This window comes from Williamsia sp. z71 (assembly GCF_059553375.1).
Genome location: NZ_JCANWX010000013.1, coordinates 1 through 17,837, shown reverse-complemented (window position 1 = coordinate 17,837; position 17,837 = coordinate 1). Strand labels below are relative to the sequence as shown.

The following is a 17,837-nucleotide window of genomic DNA, read 5'->3' as shown; positions in this document are numbered from 1 at the left end:
TGGGCTGTGTCAACAGTCAAGTCCACGCACGCGCGCCCCGACATGGACGATTCACCGAAAACGGTGGGCCTCGAGTCGCGCCGAGTAGTAGGAATCTCCAAGCTGATTTAAAGTGGTTTCCTGGGCGTAACAACTCGTTGGCGTCCGCTGAGGTACTGATCACATGTCGGTGCCGAAAGGGGTTGAGCGGTGCGGTTGTCGGATATAGCGACCATTCCCGATCTCGATTTCATCGAGGTGGTGGCCGGCGAGGGCGATCCTCAGGTCCACGGTGTCTACACCACCGATCTCGGAGATCCATTGGCGTTCCTCTATGGCGGGGAACTGGTGCTGACCAGTGGGCTGTGGTACCGGGAACCGGCCGACGCCCAGACCTTTGTGGGCGCCTTGACCGGTGGTCATGCCACTGCTCTGGTGGTGGGTCTGGCCGCGATCGGTGAGGTGCCGCCACCTCTGGTCCGGGCCTGCGAAGAGGCGGGGCTGGCGCTGTTCGCGGTCGAGGGCGCCGTGTCCTTCCGCTTCCTGACCGAAACCGTGATGCGGGTGCTCGCCGGCGCGGCGGGAAAGCTGACGCTGCACCGCGATCTGGTGGCGGATCTCGCATCCGGGGAGGGGCCGAGTGGATTGGTCGCCTCGCTTCGCCGGGCGTTGGGTGTCGATTGTGCGGTGATCACCGCGACGGGTCGAATGGTGGCCGGTGGGCTGACCGGAACCGGACCTGCCCAGTTGGCCGACGCCTTCCGAAAGGCGCTGAACGAGTGGACGTTCCCCTCGGCCCAGCGTGTCGGCGATCAGGAGGACGTCTCCTTCTTCGCGGTCGGATCGCCGGTGGCCCGGCGCCCGGCTGTCGCCTATGTGGCCATCGCAAGTGACCACCGCACCCAGGCGCCATGGATGTCCGCCGCGGTCGAGGAGGTCTGTGCACTGCTCGCGATGGACCGGTCCACCAGATATGAATCGCGGCGGCTCGAGGAGCGCATGGTCCGGGAGGTGCTGGCCCGATTGCAGCGGCATGACTCGGCCGGCGCCCACAGCCAGTTCCGGAGTCTGGGCTTCGACGGCGACGCACCGGTCAGTTGCATCGTGGTGAGTTCTCGGGACACCCGCTACGGAACCGAATTGGCCGGTGTCATCCTCGAGGAATTGCACGACGAGATGCCGCTGTCGACTGCTCCGGTGAAACTGCCTTCAGAGGCATTCCTGATGTTCGTCGGCGTCGATCCGGAGCTGACGTCCGAGGCGGCGAACAGCCTTTCCGCGCAGGTTCGTTCGATCGCGCAGCGGCTCAGTCCGCTGCTGGATCGTGGGTACGTGGCCATCGGCACGGGTACCCCCGGGCAGCTGCCCGAAGGTGCCCGGGTGTCGATGAGCGAGGCCGAGTACACCCACCGGTACGCGACTCAGGGCAGTGGACCGATCAGGTTCGCGGACAACAATTCCCTGTCGTCGCATCTGCTGCTGGTGGCTGCGGTGCCGGAGGAGATCAAGCGGGTCTTCCGGCGACGGCTGGTCGGCGTCATCGCCGAACACGACGAACGGCACCGGACCGACCTGCTTCCCACACTGCAGGTGTTTCTCGAGGAGTCGGGGTCGTGGAGCCGCAGCGCCGAACGGCTGCACATCCACGTCAACACGTTGCGATATCGGCTGCAGCGGGTCGAGAAACTGACCGAGCGAAGTCTGGCGACGCTGCACGACAGGGTCGATTTCGTCCTTGCGCTCAGTATTGCCGAGTGAGGGGCGCGGCCTCAGGCCGTGGTGCGACGCAGGGTGGCCGCACCCAGGCACAGGGCGACGATCGAAAAGGCGAGCACCACAAGCAGATCGCGCCACATCTGGCCGGTGGGTCCAGGGTGCGCCGCGACCTGCTGCAGTGCGTCGACGGCATAGGTGACCGGCAGGATCCTGCTGATCCAGTCGAGCCAGGAAGCCATCTGATCGCGTGGCACGAACAGTCCGCACAGCAGGAGCTGGGGTATGACCACCACCGGGATGAACTGCACGGCCTGAAATTCGGTGCGGGCGAATGCCGAGAAGAACAGTCCCGATGCCACCCCGAGGATCGCGACCAGTACGGCGATCACGACCACCCAGATGGCATGGCCGGCGATGTCGAGGTCGAGGATCCAGAAGGCCACGGCACTGGCGAGCAGTGCTTGCGCCGCGGCGGCGATGGAAAAGGCGGCCCCGTACCCGGCGAGCAGGTCGAGTTTGCCCAGCGGTGTGGTCAGTAGGCGTTCAAGCGTGCCGGACGTGCGTTCCCGGACCATGGCGATCGACGTGGTGATGAACATCAACACGAACGGCAGGATGCCGAGCATGATGATCCCGATCTCGTCGAAGCGTGAGGTCCCCGGGATCCGGCCGGGCTGGTCCTCGAACATGTAGTACAGCAACACCATCAGGACGCACGGCACCACGAGGATCAGCGCGACGGTGCGGCGGTCGTCCAGCAGTTGCCGGAGGATGCGTCGCGTGGTGGACACGAACGGACGCCGGTGCATCAGCGCGATCCCTTGGTGATCAGCCGAAGGAATGCGGTTTCCAGGTTGGTTTGGCCGGTGCGTTCTCGGAGCTCGTCCGGTGTCAGTTCGGCGACCATCCGTCCCTCCCGCATCAGGATCAGGTTGTCGCAGCGGTCTGCCTCGTCCATCACGTGACTCGACACCAGCAAGGTCGCACCGGCATCGGCCAGCGCGTGAAAACGGTTCCACAGGTCTTCACGCAGGATCGGATCGAGGCCCACGGTCGGCTCGTCGAGGATCAGCAGCGTCGGGGAGCCGACCAGTGCGCAGGCGATCGAGACGCGACTGACCTGACCGCCCGACAGGTGCCGCGTCTTGTGCGTGCGGAACTCGTTCAGACCGACCGCGTCGATGGCGCTGCCCACGCCGGCCCGGTTGCCGTAGAGGTCGGCGAAGTACGCCACGTTCTGCTCGACGGTCAGGTCGGTGTAAACCGACGGGGCCTGCGTGACGTAGCCGACCAGATGTCGCAGCGCCGCGGTGCCGGCCGGCTGCTCGAGGACGGTCACCGAGCCGGATTCGATCTGCTGGGTGCCGACGATGGCGCGCATCAGGGTGGTCTTGCCGCAGCCCGACGGACCGAGAAGCCCGGTGATGGATCCCGCGGGTACCGTGAGATCCAGGTGGTGCAGGACCGGTTTGCCGCCTCGCTTGACCACAAGCGACTGCGCGATGATCGCTGCGGACGGGGTCACCGTTCAGTCTTACCGCGTCGCGCACCCGGTCCGCCGGTGAAGCGCAGGGACCCGCTTGTGAATTAACTTACGGTGGGGTGCATAATGAATCATATGAGTGTCACAGTCGCAGTAGCCGGCGCAAGCGGGTATGCAGGTGGCGAGATTCTTCGTCTGCTTCTCGGTCATCCGAAATATGCAACAGGAGAGCTGCAGATCGGTGCCCTGACGGCCGGATCGAATGCCGGTTCGTTGCTGGGGGAGCACCATCCCCACCTGTTGCCGCTGGCGGATCGGGAGTTGTCGGAGACGACCACCGAGATCCTCTCCGGGCACGACGTCGTCTTCCTGGGCCTGCCGCACGGAACCTCCGGGCCCGTCGCAGATGCGTTGCCGCCTGCCACCCTGGTGATCGACTGCGGAGCCGACTTCCGGCTACAGGATCCGGCGGAGTGGGAGCGGTATTACGGCGGTACCCACGCCGGTAGCTGGCCATATGGACTCCCGGAGCTGCCCGGGAACCGTGATGTCCTCTCCGGTGCCAACCGGATCGCGGTGCCCGGTTGTTATCCGACCGTGAGCACGCTCGCGCTGCTGCCTGCGGTCGCCGCAGGCATCATCGCCCCGCAGATCACCATCGTCGCGGTCAGCGGTGCCTCTGGCGCCGGGCGGTCGCCGAAGGTCGACCTGCTCGCCGCCGAGGTGATCGGTTCGGCCCGCGCGTACGGCGTCGGCGGCGCTCACCGGCACACCCCGGAGATCATCCAGAACCTGTCGGCGGTGGCCAACGCCCCGGTCAGTGTCTCGTTCACGCCGGTACTGGCGCCGATGGCCCGCGGAATCCTGGCGACCTGCACCGCACCGACGTCGGCGACGTCGGCGCAGGCGCGGGCGATCTACGAGAAGGCATACGCCGATGAACCGTTCGTGACCGTGCTGCCGGAGGGCCGTCAGCCGGCCACCGGCTCGGTGATCGGGTCGAATGCGGTGCAGCTCAGTGTCGGCGTCGACGAGCGGTCGGGCACCCTGATCGCGGTCGGCGCAATCGACAATCTGACCAAGGGCACCGGTGGCGGTGCCGTGCAATCGATGAATCTGGCCCTGGGATGGGGCGAAACCGAAGGACTGAGCACCGTGGGAGTGGCACCGTGAACAAGGGCAGTGACGATGTGGCTGCAAGCGGGGCAGATGGAACCGGTGACGAGGTGGTGGATGTGACCGCGAACTGGCGCGACGTCGACGGTGGACACCGCATGACGAACCTGCAGGGTGTGACCGCACCGCTGGGTTTCCGGGCGGCGGGCATCAAGGCCGGGATCAAGGCCAGCGGCAGGGAAGATCTGGCGCTGGTCTTCAACGAGGGTCCCGACTATGCGGCGGCCGGAGTGTTCACCTCCAACAAGGTCAAGGCTGCCCCGGTGTTGTGGAGCCAGCAGGTCTTGAGCACCGGACGGCTGCGCGCAGTGGTCCTCAACTCGGGCGGCGCCAATGCCTGCACCGGTCCGGGTGGATTCCAGGATGCCCATGCCACCGCCGAAGCGACCGCAGCGGCGATCAGCGATTGGGGCACCGAGACCGGTGCCATCGAAGTTGCGATCTGTTCCACGGGTTTGATCGGCGATCGCCTTCCGATGGACAAGGTGCTCGCCGGCGTCACCGAGATCGTTCACGAGATGGGCGGCGGCCTGACCGGTGGCACCGACGCCGCATACGCGATCATGACCACCGACACCGTGCCCAAACAAGCGGCCTTCCACCACAGTGATGGCTGGAATGTCGGCGGCATGGCCAAGGGCGCGGGAATGATGGCGCCGTCGCTGGCCACGATGCTCTGTGTGATCACCACCGACGCCGCGGTATCGGCCGCGCAGTTGGACGAAGCGCTGCGGGCGGCCACCGCGCTGACGTTCGACCGTCTGGACGTCGATGGTTCGTGTTCCACCAATGACACCGTGCTGCTGCTGAGTTCGGGTGCCAGCGAGAAGACGCCGGATCAGTCCGCGCTCAACGAGGCCGTCCGGCTGGTCTGTGATGACCTCGCCGTCCAGATGCAGGCCGACGCCGAGGGCGTCACCAAGCGGGTTGTGGTGACCGTGACCGGTGCGGCGAGCGATGCCGATGCGCTGGCCGCCGCTCGCACGATCGCCCGCGACAGCCTGGTCAAGACGGCGCTGTTCGGTTCGGATCCCAACTGGGGCCGGGTGCTGGCCGCGGTCGGCATGGCTCCGGTGGAACTGGACCCCGATCGGATCTCGGTGCGGTTCAACGACCATCCGGTCTGCGAGAACGGCATGGGCGTGGAAGGTGCGCGCGACGCCGACCTGTCCGGCATCGACATCGACCTCACCGTCGACCTCGGCATCGGTTCGGGGACGGCGTTCATCCGGACCACCGACCTCTCCCACGCCTACGTCGAAGAGAACTCGGCCTATTCGTCATGACGGAGACGCAGCGGAGCGGAGCTCGACCCGTGACGGAGACACTGAGCGCCCTGGACAAGGCGCATGTGCTCGGTGAGGCGCTGCCCTGGCTGAAGCGGTTCGCCGGCAAGATCATCGTCGTCAAGTACGGCGGCAACGCGATGGTCGACGAAGACCTCAAGGCGGCGTTTGCCGAAGACATGGTGTTCCTGCGTACCTGCGGGATTCATCCCGTCGTGGTGCACGGCGGCGGTCCGCAGATCTCGGCCATGCTCGCCCGACTCGGGATGACCGGTGAGTTCAAGGGCGGCTTCCGGGTGACCACGCCCGAGGTGATGGATGTTGCCCGGATGGTCCTGTTCGGACAGGTCGGTCGCGAACTCGTCGGCCTGATCAACGCCCACGGACCGTATGCGGTCGGTATCTCCGGTGAAGACGCACACCTGTTCACCGCGACCCGGCGTTCGGTGATGGTCGACGGCGCGGCGACCGACATCGGTCTCGTCGGCGATGTCACCACCGTCAATCCGGGAGCGGTCACCGATCTCATTGCGGCCGGGCGCATTCCGGTTGTCTCCACCATCGCGCCCGACGCCGACGGCGTGGTCCACAACATCAACGCCGACACCGCCGCGGCAGCGCTGGCCCAGGCGCTCGGTGCCGAGAAGCTCGTCGTCCTCACGGATGTCGAAGGCCTCTACACCAACTGGCCCGATCGCGGATCGCTGGTGTCGGAGATCAACACGACCACATTGGCCGAATTGCTGCCGACCCTCGATGCCGGGATGGTGCCGAAGATGGAGGCCTGCCTGCGCGCGGTGGCCGGGGGAGTGCCCCGTGCACACGTGATCGACGGCCGCACACCGCATTCGACACTGCTCGAACTGTTCACCGCCGAAGGCAACGGCACCATGGTCGTGCCCGAGGCCGACCATGCGGTCCCGGCCGCCTACGGCCGGCAGCCACCTATCGAGGACAAATCATGACCAAGCAAGCCGATGTCAGTCAGCAGACCGATCCGACTGTCGCACTGCAGGAGCGGTGGACGGCTTCGATGATGAACAACTACGGCACCCCGAAGGTGGCGCTGCGCTCGGGCAAGGGTGCGGTGGTGACCGGCGTCGATGGTCGCGAGTACCTCGACCTCCTCGGTGGCATCGCGGTGAACATCCTCGGGCACGGTAATCCGGCGATCATCGATGCGGTCACCGAGCAACTCTCCACGCTCGGACACACGTCGAATCTCTATCTCACCGAACCGGTCGTCAAGCTGGCCGAGTCGTTGTTGTCGAGGTGGGGTGTGCAGGGCAAGGCGTTCTTCTGCAACTCCGGCGCCGAGGCCAACGAGGCCGCGTTCAAGATCGCGCGCCTGACCGGCCGGCCCGAGATCATCGCTGCCGAGAAGGCCTTTCACGGCCGGACCATGGGCGCGCTCGCGATGACCGGTCAGCCTGCCAAGCGGGAACCGTTCGAGCCGATGCCGGCCGGGGTGCGCCACGTTCCCTACGGCGACCTCGAGGCGATGAAGGCCGCGATCGGGCCGCAGACCGCAGCGGTCATCCTCGAACCCATCATGGGGGAGAGCGGTGTGATCGTGCCGCCGGTGGACTACCTGGCCGCGGTCCGGGCGTTGACCGTCGAGCACGGCGCACTCCTGATCTTCGACGAGGTCCAGACCGGAATCGCCCGTACCGGAACGTTTTATGCGCATCAGGCGTCCGGAGTCACCCCGGACGTGATGACGTTGGCCAAGGGCCTCGGTGGTGGTATGCCGATCGGTGCCGTGGTGGCCACCGGCGTAGCTGCCGATCTGTTCCAGCCCGGACAACACGGGACCACGTTCGGCGGCAACCCGGTCTGCGCCACAGCGGCTCTGGCCGTACTCGAACAGGTCGACACCCTCGATCTGACCAATCATGCTGCGCGACTGGGCAAGCACATCACGTCGTCGATCGAAGAGCTCGGTCACCGGATCATCGACCACTCGCGCGGCTCGGGTCTGCTGATCGGCATCGTGCTGACCGAGCCGATAGCTCCGGCCGTCGAGGCGGTGGCTCGCGACCATGGTTATCTCATCAACGCCCCGGGTCCGGACGTGCTGCGACTCGCCCCGCCGCTGATCCTCACCGAGGAGCAGGCAACCGCGTTCGTGAACGACCTCCCGGAGATGCTCGACGCCGCGAAAGGGGCTGCGTCATGACCCGCCACTTCCTGCGCGACGACGACCTGTCGCCGGACGAGCAGGCCCGCGTGCTCGAACTCGCCGCCGAGATGAAGCGGGATCCCTTCGCCCACAAGCCACTTGCCGGCCCCAGGGGTGTCGGTGTCATCTTCGACAAGAACTCCACCCGGACCCGGTTCTCGTTCGAGATGGGCATCGCGCAACTCGGGGGTCACGCCGTCGTCGTCGATGGCAAGGCCACCCAGCTCGGCCGCGAGGAGACACTCGCCGACACCGGACGGGTGCTGTCCCGGTACGTCGAGGCCGTGGTCTGGCGGACCTACGGCCAGGACCGGCTCGAGGAGATGGCGTCGGCGGCGACGGTCCCGATCGTCAACGCGCTCTCGGACGACTTCCATCCCTGCCAAGTGCTGGCGGACCTGCAGACGATCGCCGAGCACAAGGGCACACTGGCCGGGTTGACGCTGACCTACCTCGGTGACGGTGCCAACAACATGGCCCACTCGCTGATGCTCGGCGGCGCCACCGCCGGTATGCACATCCGGGTCAGTGCACCGCAGGGATTCACCCCGGACGAGAGGTTCGTCGGCTACGCCACCGAACGCGCCGCACTGACCGGTGGCAGCGTGTCCGTCATCGGTGATCCCCGCGAAGCCGCCGCCGGGGCCGATGTCCTGGTCACCGACACCTGGACGTCGATGGGCCAGGAGGACGACGGCAAAGACCGGGTGGCGCCGTTCTGGCCGTACCAGATCAACGCCGAACTGGTCGCGCTCGCCGACCCCGAGGCCATCGTCATGCACTGTCTGCCCGCCCACCGCGGGGAAGAGATCACCGACGAGGTCCTCGACGGCCCGCGCAGTGTGGTCTACGACGAGGCCGAAAACCGTTTGCACGCACAGAAAGCGGTGCTCTCGTGGCTTCTGGGACAACGGTGACCACCCGGGCGGGACGTCACGCCCGGATCGTGGCACTGCTCTCCGGTGCGCAGGTGCACAGCCAGACCGAGTTGCAGACGCTGCTGGCGGACGAAGGCATCGAGGCCACCCAGGCGACGCTGTCGCGGGACCTCGACGAGCTCGGTGCGGTGAAACTGCGCGGGGCCGACGGTGGATCGGGTATCTACGTCGTGCCGGAGGACGGGTCGCCGGTTCGCGGCGTCACCGGCGGCACCGATCGCCTGTCCCGGCTGCTCGGCGAGCTATTGGTCTCGGTCGACTCCAGCGGCACGATGGCGGTGCTGCGGACCCCGCCGGGTGGGGCGCACTATCTCGCCAGCGCACTGGACCGGGCGACCCTTCCGGAGGTGGTCGGAACCATTGCCGGAGACGACACTTTGTTCGTACTCGCCCGAGAACCCATGACCGGAGCAGACCTGGCCGAAATGCTGGAGGCCCTGGCATGAGATTCTGACCATGGCCGTGTACCACCGCGCACACGTTATCCGAACATCAAGACTTCACAATCAAGACAAAAAACAAGGAGTGACCCCCTCATGGCGGAGCGCGTAATCCTCGCGTACTCGGGCGGCCTGGACACCTCGGTGGCCATCAGCTGGATCGGTAAAGAGACCGGGAAGGAGGTCGTGGCCGTTGCCATCGACCTCGGTCAGGGCGGCGAGGACATGGAGGTGGTTCGTCAGCGAGCCATCGATTGTGGCGCTGTCGAGTCGGTGGTGGTCGACGCCCGGGACGAGTTCGCGGACGAGTACTGCCTGCCGACCATCACCAGCAACGCGCTGTACATGGACCGGTACCCGCTGGTGTCGGCGATCTCGCGGCCGCTGATCGTCAAGCATCTGGTCACCGCCGCACGTGATCACGGCGGCACGATCGTCGCCCACGGCTGCACCGGTAAGGGCAACGACCAGGTGCGCTTCGAGGTCGGTTTCGCGTCGTTGGCGCCCGAACTCGACGTCATCGCACCGGTCCGCGACTACGCCTGGACCCGGGAGAAGGCGATCGCGTTCGCCGAGGAGAACGGCATCCCGATCAACGTGTCGAAGAAGTCTCCTTTTTCGATCGACCAGAACGTCTGGGGTCGCGCGGTGGAGACCGGTTTCCTCGAGGATCTGTGGAACGCGCCGACCAAGGACGTCTACTCGTACACCGAGGACCCGACCACGCACTGGCAGGCTCCCGACGAGGTCATCATCAGCTTCGACAAGGGCCGCCCGGTGGCCATCGACGGCCGACCGGTCAGCGTGCTCGAGGCGATTGTCGAACTCAATCGTCGCGCCGGTGCACACGGCGTCGGTCGTCTCGACGTCGTCGAGGACCGGTTGGTCGGCATCAAGAGCCGCGAGATCTACGAGGCGCCCGGCGCCATGGTCCTGATCCGTGCGCACGAGGAGCTCGAGCACGTCACCCTCGAACGCGAGCTGGGCCGCTACAAGCGCCACACCGATCAGAAGTGGGCCGAGCTGGTCTACGACGGTCTGTGGTTCTCGCCGCTGAAGGCCTCGCTCGAAGCGTTTGTCGATCACACCCAGCAGCACGTCTCCGGTGACATCCGGCTCGACCTGCACGGCGGCCACATCGCGGTCACCGGGCGACGCAGCGGTGAATCGCTGTACGACTTCAACCTCGCCACGTACGACGAGGGCGACACCTTCGATCAGTCGGCCGCCAAGGGATTCGTTCACCTGCACGGCCTGTCCTCGAAGATCGCCGCGAAGCGGGACCTGGGCCTGTAGATGACCCCGTCTTCAGGTTCCGGGACCAACGAGGGTTCGCTGTGGGGCGGCCGGTTCGCAGCCGGACCGGCCGACGCCATGGCGGCCCTGAGCAAGTCGACCCACTTCGACTGGGTGCTGGCTCCGTACGACATCCGGGCGTCGCAGGCGCACGCCCGGATCCTGCACAAGGCCGGACTGTTGTCGGACGACGACCTGGCCACGATGCAGGAAGGGCTTTCCCGGCTGGCCGACGACGTCCGGTCCGGTGCGTTCGGTCCGGCGCAGTCCGATGAGGACGTCCATGGCGCCCTCGAGCGCGGCCTGATCGAGCGGGTCGGTCCGGAGGTCGGCGGACGGCTGCGGGCCGGTCGTTCACGCAACGATCAGGTGGCAACGCTGTTCCGCATGTGGTTGCGGGACGCGGTCCGTCAGGTTGCCGCCGGCGTGCTCGACGTGGTCGATGCGCTGATCGCCCAGGCAAAGGCCCATCCCGATGCGGTGATGCCCGGCAAGACACATCTACAGGCAGCACAGCCGGTCCTGTTGGCCCATCATCTGCTGGCCCACGCGCACCCGTTGTTGCGGGATGTCGAGCGACTCAAGGACTTCGACAAGCGTGCTGCGGTCTCCCCGTACGGTTCGGGTGCGTTGGCCGGATCGTCGCTCGGGCTGGACCCCGCCGCGATCGCCGAAGACCTCGGGTTCGACAGCGCGGCCGAGAACTCCATCGACGCCACGTCCTCGCGGGACTTCGCGGCCGAGGCGGCCTTCGTGTTCGCGCTCATCGGTGTCGACCTGTCTCGGATGGCCGAAGAGGTGATCCTCTGGAGCACACCGGAATTCGGCTACATCACTCTTGCCGACGAATGGTCGACCGGTAGTTCGATCATGCCGCAGAAGAAGAACCCGGACGTCTCCGAGCTCACGCGAGGCAAGTCGGGCCGGATGATCGGCAACCTCACCGGGTTGCTGGCCACCCTCAAGGCGCAACCGCTCGCGTACAACCGCGACCTGCAGGAGGACAAGGAACCGGTCTTCGACTCCGTTGCCCAGTTGCAGTTGCTGTTGCCGGCGATCGCGGGTCTGGTGGGCACGCTGACATTCCACGAGGAGCGGATGGCGGAGCTCGCTCCGGCCGGATTCACCCTCGCGACCGATATCGCGGAGTGGCTCGTCCGGGCCGGTGTGCCGTTCCGGGTCGCCCACGAAGTCGCCGGTGCCTGCGTGCGGGCCGCCGAGGAACGTGGTGTCGGACTTGCTGATCTGACCGATGAGCAGTTCGCGGCGATCAATCCGGCGTTGACCCCCGATGTTCGCGAGGTCCTCACGGTGGCGGGCTCGATCGCTTCCCGTGACGCACTCGGCGGTACGGCCGGTGTGCGGGTCGCCGAGCAGTTGCAGCGACTGGCGGAGAAGGCGGCAGCGCACCGCAACTTCTGAGTTCGGGGGGAAGTGACGGCAGGGATGCTCGACCGGGGGGCGCAGGCCACGACGCCGGGTAGCATGTGACGGCAGTCTCCAATACTTGGCTGCGGTTCTGAGGGGGGTTTTGTGCGAGGCGTTCCCAACATCAAGGAATCCCTTGATCGCGTTGTGGCCACGGCGCAGAACGGGCTAGAGGTCATCCGGTACGGCAGTCTCGAAACCGGGACCCGGCCCGCTCCGTTCCGGGTGGAGGAGACCGTCCCGATGTACCGGCTCCGTCGGTACTTCCCGGACGATGTGGCGCAGGGTCCGCCGGTCGTGCTGGTCCCGCCGATGATGGTGTCGGCGAACGTCTATGACGTCACCACCGACAACGGAGCGGTGAGCATCCTGCACCGGGCCGGACTCGACCCGTGGGTCGTCGACTTCGGTTCACCCGACAAGGTCGCCGGGGGCATGCGCCGCACGCTGGCGGACCACATCGTGGCAATCGACGAGATCATCGACCGCGTGTGCGCGGTGACCGGCAAGGACGTGCACCTGGCGGGGTACTCGCAGGGCGGCATGTTCTGCTATCAGGCTGCGGCCTACCGGCGTTCGGCGGGCATCGCGAGCATCGTCACCTATGGCAGCCCGGTGGATGTGCTGGGCGCGCTTCCCCTGGGCCTGCCCGCGGCGCTGGTGACACCCGGCGCACAGTTCCTGGCCGACAACGTGTTCAACCGTATCGCGATCCCGGGGTGGCTGGCCCGCACCGGTTTTCAGCTCGTCGACCCGGTGAAGGCCGCCCGGAGCCGGATCGATTTCCTGCGCCAACTCCACGACCGGGAAGCGTTGCTGCCGCGCGAGGATTCACGACGGTTCATCGAGGTCGACGGCTGGGTGGCGTGGTCCGGACCCGCGGTGGCAGAGTTGCTGCGCCAGTTCGTGGTCCACAATCGGCTCGTCGGCGGTGGGTTCGTGATCAACGATCAGGCGGTCACGCTCGCCGAGATCACCTGCCCGGTGCTGGCGTTCGTGGGCGAGGCCGACGACATCGGGCAACCGGTGGCGGTCCGCGGCATCCTGCGAGCCTCACCGATGGCGCAGGTCTATGAATCGTCATTGCCGGTAGGGCATTTCGGGCTGGTCGTCGGATCGACCGCAGGCTCACGGACCTGGCCGACATCGGCGCAGTGGATCCGCTGGATCGATGGATCGGGGGATCAGCCCGAAGCCATCGAGAAGATGCGCGACGACGTCGACCAGGGCCGGGGGACCGGTGTCAGCTTCTCGTCCCGGGTTGCCCATGGGCTCGGGTCGGCCGCCGGGGTCGGTGCCGACACCGGACGCGACATCGTCGGTGCGGCCATCTCGGTCGGTCGGACCGCCGATGCGGTGCGGCGCGAATCGCTGCGGGTGTTGCCCCGACTGGTCAGACTCGGTCAGATCCAGTCCCGCACAACCATTTCACTCGGCAAGTTGATGAACGAGAACGCGCGCCGCAACGGCAGACAGGAGTTGTTCCTGTTCGAGGACCGCGTCCTGAGTCATCGCCAGGTCAACGACCGGATCGACAATGTGGTCCGCGGACTCATCTCTTGTGGGGTCCGGCCCGGCGAACATGTCGGCGTGCGGATGCCGACCCGTCCGAGCGCGCTGGTGGCCATTGCCGCATTGTCGCGGCTCGGAGCGGTCGCGGTGATGTTGTCCGCGGGCGCCGACCTCGAGTTGTCGCTGCGGCTGGGGGATTGCTCGCTGGTCATGACCGATCCGACCAACCTCGACGAGGTCGCCGCGGTGGCCGACCGGGTGCTGGTACTCGGTGGCGGTGATGAGCGGACACTCGCGCAGGCCGACGGCGAGCGCATCATCGACATGGAACAGATCGATCCGGAGTCGGTGGAGGTGCCCTCCTGGTATCGGCCCGATCCCGGGCGCGCGGGAGATCTCGCGTTTGTGCTGTTCAGCAAGAACGGCGACAACCTCGAGAGATGGCCGGTGACCAACCATCGGTGGGCGTTGTCGGCGTTCGGCGCCGCCTCTGCGGCCGCGCTCAGCGGCAACGACACCGTGTACTGCCTGACGCCGCTCCACCATGCGTCCGGACTCCTGACAGCTCTCGGTGGCACCGTTGCCGGCGGCGCCCGCATCGCCCTGTCCGCCGGGCTCGACCCGGATACGTTTGCCGCAGAGATCTCCCGGTACGGGATCACCGTCGTCTCGTACACGTGGTCGATGCTCCAGGACATCATCGGCTCGGACGACTTCACCATCTCCGACCACAACACGATCCGGCTGTTCATGGGTTCGGGAATGTCTGCGGGACTGTGGGAGGACGTGAACGAGAAGTTCCCGCGGGCCCGGGTTCTGGAGTTCTTCGCGACCGGCGACGGGTCGGCGATCCTGGCGAACGTGACCGGTACGAAGGTGGGTTCGTCCGGCCGTCCGGTACCCGGTGTCAACGATGTCGCGGTCGCCGCATTTGATCTGTCCGAGGGACGCCTGATCACCGATGACACCGGTTTCGTGCGCGAAGCGCGGGTCGACGAGGTCGGCGTGATGATGTCAAAAGGTCAGCAGCAGTACGAAGTCGGTGCCACGGTGCTCCGTGATGTGTTCGCGGTGGGCGACCGGTGGCAGCTGTCGGAGCACATGTTCCGCCGCGACGCCGACGGCGACTTCTGGTTCATGGGGCACGCCTGCGCCGTGGTCGATTCGGCCGACGGATACATCTACCCACAGCCGATCGTGGACGGCTTGTCCCGTCTGGTCCAGGTCAAACACGCGGTTGTCTACAAGTTGGGGGAACCGGGGGACGAGATCGCGATCGCTGCGGTCTCCAAGCAGGACGGTACCGGTTCACCGACCGGATCCGCACTGCGTTTGGCGCTGGCCGGCCTGACGCCTGCGCAGCGTCCCCACATCATCTCGATCCTCGACCACATCGATCTGACCCCTTCGTTCCGACCGCAGGCATCGGCGCTCCGGGCCGCCGGGATTCCGGCCGCCGGTGCGTCGGTCTGGTACCGCGACGAGGGAGGCCGATACCGCAGACTCACCAAGGCGATCGCCCACCAACGCGGGTGGGAACCGGGTCCCGGGTACCGTTGACGCCGTGTCACACGAAGCCGGATTGAGTCCCTTGTTGTTGACCTTGCTGGCCTGCCCACAAGATCACGGTCCCTTGCTGGTCATCGGCAACGAGCAGATGTACAACCCACGCCTGCGCCGGGCCTACCGGATCGATGACGGAATTCCCGCGTTGCTGATCGACGACGCCCGTGACGTCGACGACGACGAGCATGAGCAACTTCTCTCGCGCGCGACAGCGACAACCGGCCCCGTCGCCGACTGATCGTTTGTCCGCGCCCGTCCTGTTCGATGTCCGCCGGTTGGCAACTGCCACGCCGGCGCAGGCCGCCCGCCGTCTGCTCGGGTCCTACCTCGAGGTCGACGGCCCGGGTGGGACGGTGCGGATGCGCATCGTCGAGGTCGAGGCCTACGGCGGTCCGCCGGGCAGCCCGTACCCGGATCCGGCCTCGCACGGTTACCGCGGCCCGACGGACCGAAATGTCGTGATGTTCGGCGAGGCCGGGCACCTGTACGTCTACCGCTCGTATGGCATCCACTGGTGCGGCAACATCTCCTATGGCCCGGTCGGGCAGTGCGGTGGTGTGCTGATGCGTGCCGGCGAGGTCGTCGCCGGTATCGAGGTTGCCCGCAACCGACGGCCGACCGCGCGTAATGACAATCAATTGGCTTGTGGCCCAGGCAATGTCGGGTCTGCGATGGCGATCGACCGGAGCTTCAACGGGGCAGCTGTCTGCACCGCGGACTCGCCGGTGCGTCTGTTTCGCGGACCGCGCATCCCGGCATCAGCCGTCGTACATGGCCCCCGGGTCGGAGTGAGTACCGCACAGGATCATCCGTGGCGACTCTGGGACGAACGCAGCCCCGCGGTGTCCAAGTACCGGCGGGCCGCACCCCTCCGGCTGTCGGTACCGGTCGCCGATGGGGGAGGATCGACTTCGTGACCGCAGCAAATCTCGCACCGGCAGACATCCTGGACGAACTGACTTGGCGTGGGCTCATCGCCCAGAGCACGGACCTCGACGAGTTGGGGAAAGTGCTGTCCGAGCTGACCACCCTCTATGCCGGCTTCGACCCCACCGCACCGAGCCTTCATGCCGGGCACCTGGTACCGCTGCTGACGCTCAAGAGGTTCCAACGCGCAGGTCACCGTCCGATCGTGCTGGCCGGCGGTGCCACCGGGCTGATCGGTGATCCCCGTGACGTGGGGGAGCGGACGATGCAATCCGCCGAGACCGTCGCCGAGTCGGCCCGTCGGATCAAGGGCCAGCTCGAGCGTTTTGTCGATTTCGACGACTCGCCCCACGGCGCCATCGTGGTCAACAACCTGGACTGGACCGCCAAACTGACGGCCGTCGACTTCCTACGTGACCTGGGCAAACACTTTTCCGTGAATGTGATGCTCGCCCGCGAGACGGTTCGTCGCCGTCTCGAATCCGACGGGATGAGCTACACCGAGTTCAGCTACATGTTGTTGCAGGCCAACGACTATTTGCAGCTGCACCGGGAGTACGGCTGCGCGTTGCAGGTCGGCGGATCGGATCAGTGGGGCAACATCATCGCCGGAGTCGACCTGACCAGGCGGGTGGACGGTCACGCGGTACACGCAATGACGGTGCCGCTGGTCACCTCGTCCGACGGAAAAAAATTCGGTAAGTCGACCGGGGGCGGAAGCCTGTGGCTCGACCCGGAGATGACCACGCCGTATGCCTGGTACCAGTACTTCCTGAACACCGCCGACGCCGACGTCATCCGCTACCTCAAGTGGTTCACGTTCCTGGGTCGGGAGGAAATCGCGGAACTCGAGCAGGTCACGGCTGATTCGCCGCATTTGCGGGCGGCTCAGCGACGGTTGGCCGAGGAGATGACCACCCTGGTTCATGGGCAGGCCAACACTGATGCGGTGCAGACCGCCAGTCAGGCGCTGTTCGGTCGGGCCGAGCTCGACAGCCTGGACGAAGGCACCTTGGCTGCCGCGTTGTCGGAGACCACTGTGGCCGAGTTCGAGGCCGGCTCCACCCCGACGATCGTCGAGCTGCTTGTTGCGACCGGGCTGTCCGAAGGCAACAAGGCTGCCCGTCGGACCATCAACGAGGGCGGCGCCTACGTGAACAACGTCAAGATCACCAGTGACGAGTGGACGCCGGCGGGCGACGATCTGCTCCACGGTGCCTGGCTCGTGGTGCGTCGCGGCAAGAAGAACCTGGCCGGCGCGAAGATCGGATGAGTCGTCGCTCGATGGTTCGGAACGCAAAAGCCTCTGACCAGCCGATTTGACGCACTGCCGACAACCGCGTAACTTTCTTCAAGTCAGCGAGTGAGGCGCCGGAGAGCAAGAAGCCGGGAGCCGAGAACACCGACAGGGAAGTCTTTTCCTGAAGGAACAACGCAGACCGCCCAAGTGAGAATCAGATCCACCTTCGAGTGGAGCGTTCAAGCGCGGGTGGAACGAGGTTGAGAAACCCGAACGCCGCAAGCTGGTTACCAGCGTGTTGCAGGAGAGTTTCGAAGCTGGTAGGTTGGGAGACCTGCGCCGGACAGAGTCTGGGACGCAGAAACTTCTAAGCTACATAACATAACTACTCCTCCGGGATGGCGCTGCTAGACAGTGTCGAAGTCGGTGCGGGTGTGTTCTTTGAGAACTCGATAGTGTGTCGATGGATTGTTAGTGCCAATTTAGGTGCTGTATGTCTGTCACGGTGACGAAATCCCAGTCTGGGGTTTGGTCGGGTTGGCGGATGTGTGGTGCCGGCATTAGTTAGATAATTTTTTGATCCCATCGCAGGTTTTGAGTCCTGTGGTGGTGTCAGTTTTTGTTTGGTTGGGATTATGAAATCTCTTCAGGACATATTTTTTTGAAAC

Annotated in this window: 15 protein-coding genes; 13 read left to right on the top strand and 2 right to left on the bottom strand. The window is 65.9% G+C overall.

Annotated features, from left to right (window positions below; genetic code table 11):
• The first annotated feature begins 189 nt into the window (after positions 1-189).
• On the top strand, positions 190-1,737 hold the full coding sequence (locus AC51GR_RS24230) for a PucR family transcriptional regulator (protein WP_496327213.1): 1,548 nt from the start codon (positions 190-192) through the stop codon (positions 1,735-1,737).
• A gap of 11 nt (positions 1,738-1,748) precedes the next feature.
• Here the strand turns inward: AC51GR_RS24230 and AC51GR_RS24225 are convergent, their stop codons facing one another.
• Both AC51GR_RS24225 and AC51GR_RS24220 read right to left on the bottom strand, forming a co-directional pair.
• Complete coding sequence (locus AC51GR_RS24225) at positions 1,749-2,504, bottom strand: ABC transporter permease (protein ID WP_496327212.1); 756 nt, start codon at positions 2,502-2,504, stop codon at positions 1,749-1,751.
• Positions 2,504-3,220, bottom strand: coding sequence for an ABC transporter ATP-binding protein (locus tag AC51GR_RS24220; protein ID WP_496327211.1), 717 nt, complete (start codon positions 3,218-3,220; stop codon positions 2,504-2,506). Before AC51GR_RS24220 ends, AC51GR_RS24225 begins: the two co-directional genes overlap by 1 nt.
• A 93-nt stretch (positions 3,221-3,313) precedes the next feature.
• On the opposite strand from AC51GR_RS24220, the gene argC reads away from it, so the two are divergent.
• The 12 genes from argC (at position 3,314) to tyrS (ending at position 17,202) form a co-directional block, all read left to right on the top strand.
• Positions 3,314-4,351 carry an N-acetyl-gamma-glutamyl-phosphate reductase gene (gene argC / locus AC51GR_RS24215; RefSeq protein WP_496327210.1) on the top strand — a complete coding sequence of 346 codons (1,038 nt, stop codon included), beginning with the start codon at positions 3,314-3,316 and terminating at the stop codon, positions 4,349-4,351.
• 101 nt (positions 4,352-4,452) lie between these two features.
• Positions 4,453-5,640, top strand: coding sequence for a bifunctional glutamate N-acetyltransferase/amino-acid acetyltransferase ArgJ (gene argJ, locus AC51GR_RS24210; protein WP_496327279.1), 1,188 nt, complete (start codon positions 4,453-4,455; stop codon positions 5,638-5,640).
• A 29-nt stretch (positions 5,641-5,669) separates the two neighbouring features.
• On the top strand, positions 5,670-6,605 hold the full coding sequence (gene argB, locus AC51GR_RS24205) for an acetylglutamate kinase (protein WP_496327209.1): 936 nt from the start codon (positions 5,670-5,672) through the stop codon (positions 6,603-6,605).
• On the top strand, positions 6,602-7,819 hold the full coding sequence (locus AC51GR_RS24200) for an acetylornithine transaminase (RefSeq protein WP_496327208.1): 1,218 nt from the start codon (positions 6,602-6,604) through the stop codon (positions 7,817-7,819). Before argB ends, AC51GR_RS24200 begins: the two co-directional genes overlap by 4 nt.
• Positions 7,816-8,739 carry an ornithine carbamoyltransferase gene (gene argF, locus AC51GR_RS24195; protein WP_496327207.1) on the top strand — a complete coding sequence of 308 codons (924 nt, stop codon included), beginning with the start codon at positions 7,816-7,818 and terminating at the stop codon, positions 8,737-8,739. Before AC51GR_RS24200 ends, argF begins: the two co-directional genes overlap by 4 nt.
• Positions 8,718-9,206, top strand: coding sequence for an arginine repressor (locus AC51GR_RS24190; RefSeq protein ID WP_496327206.1), 489 nt, complete (start codon positions 8,718-8,720; stop codon positions 9,204-9,206). The genes argF and AC51GR_RS24190 overlap by 22 nt, the downstream gene beginning before the upstream one ends.
• A gap of 90 nt (positions 9,207-9,296) precedes the next feature.
• On the top strand, positions 9,297-10,496 hold the full coding sequence (locus AC51GR_RS24185; protein ID WP_496327205.1) for an argininosuccinate synthase: 1,200 nt from the start codon (positions 9,297-9,299) through the stop codon (positions 10,494-10,496).
• Positions 10,497-11,918 carry an argininosuccinate lyase gene (gene argH, locus AC51GR_RS24180; RefSeq protein ID WP_496327204.1) on the top strand — a complete coding sequence of 474 codons (1,422 nt, stop codon included), beginning with the start codon at positions 10,497-10,499 and terminating at the stop codon, positions 11,916-11,918.
• Between the two features lie 111 nt (positions 11,919-12,029).
• A complete protein-coding gene (locus tag AC51GR_RS24175; protein WP_496327203.1) occupies positions 12,030-14,996 on the top strand; it encodes an AMP-binding protein in 2,967 nt (988 codons plus the stop codon).
• Between the two features lie 4 nt (positions 14,997-15,000).
• Positions 15,001-15,240, top strand: coding sequence for a Trm112 family protein (locus AC51GR_RS24170; RefSeq protein ID WP_495515920.1), 240 nt, complete (start codon positions 15,001-15,003; stop codon positions 15,238-15,240).
• A gap of 4 nt (positions 15,241-15,244) precedes the next feature.
• Complete coding sequence (locus AC51GR_RS24165) at positions 15,245-15,919, top strand: DNA-3-methyladenine glycosylase (RefSeq protein ID WP_496327202.1); 675 nt, start codon at positions 15,245-15,247, stop codon at positions 15,917-15,919.
• Complete coding sequence (gene tyrS, locus AC51GR_RS24160; protein WP_496327201.1) at positions 15,916-17,202, top strand: tyrosine--tRNA ligase; 1,287 nt, start codon at positions 15,916-15,918, stop codon at positions 17,200-17,202. Before AC51GR_RS24165 ends, tyrS begins: the two co-directional genes overlap by 4 nt.
• The last annotated feature ends 635 nt before the right edge of the window (positions 17,203-17,837 follow it).